The sequence below is a fragment of the Chromobacterium sp. ASV23 genome, from assembly GCF_016428945.1.
Taxonomy (GTDB): domain Bacteria; phylum Pseudomonadota; class Gammaproteobacteria; order Burkholderiales; family Chromobacteriaceae; genus Chromobacterium; species Chromobacterium sinusclupearum.
In genome coordinates this window covers 1-301 of record NZ_JAELTR010000268.1, presented here as the reverse complement: position 1 = coordinate 301, position 301 = coordinate 1, and the positions used below count along the sequence as shown (strand labels likewise).

Genomic DNA, 301 nt, shown 5'->3' with positions numbered 1-301 from the left:
GCTGGAGGATTGGCTGAAGGCCTATCCCGGCACGCTGCTGGTGATTTCGCACGACCGCGACTTCCTGGACGCCATCTGCAGCCATATCGTCGAAGTGGCCAACCAGACGCTGACGCTGTACACCGGCTGTCTCTTATACACATCTCCGAGCCCACGAGACTCCGCCAATTATCGCGTATGCCGTCTTCTGCTTGAAACGGGGGGGGGGGGGGGGGGGGGGGGGGGGGGGGGGGGGGGGGGGGGGGGGGGGGGGGGGGGGGGGGGGGGGGGGGGGGGGGGGGGGGGGGGGGGGGGGGGGGGG

1 protein-coding gene is annotated in these 301 nt (G+C 72.4%); it reads left to right on the top strand.

Annotated features, from left to right (window positions below; all coding sequences use genetic code 11):
• A partial coding sequence (locus JHD59_RS22550) for a hypothetical protein (RefSeq protein WP_199155907.1) occupies nucleotides 1-301 on the top strand: 301 nt, incomplete at both ends.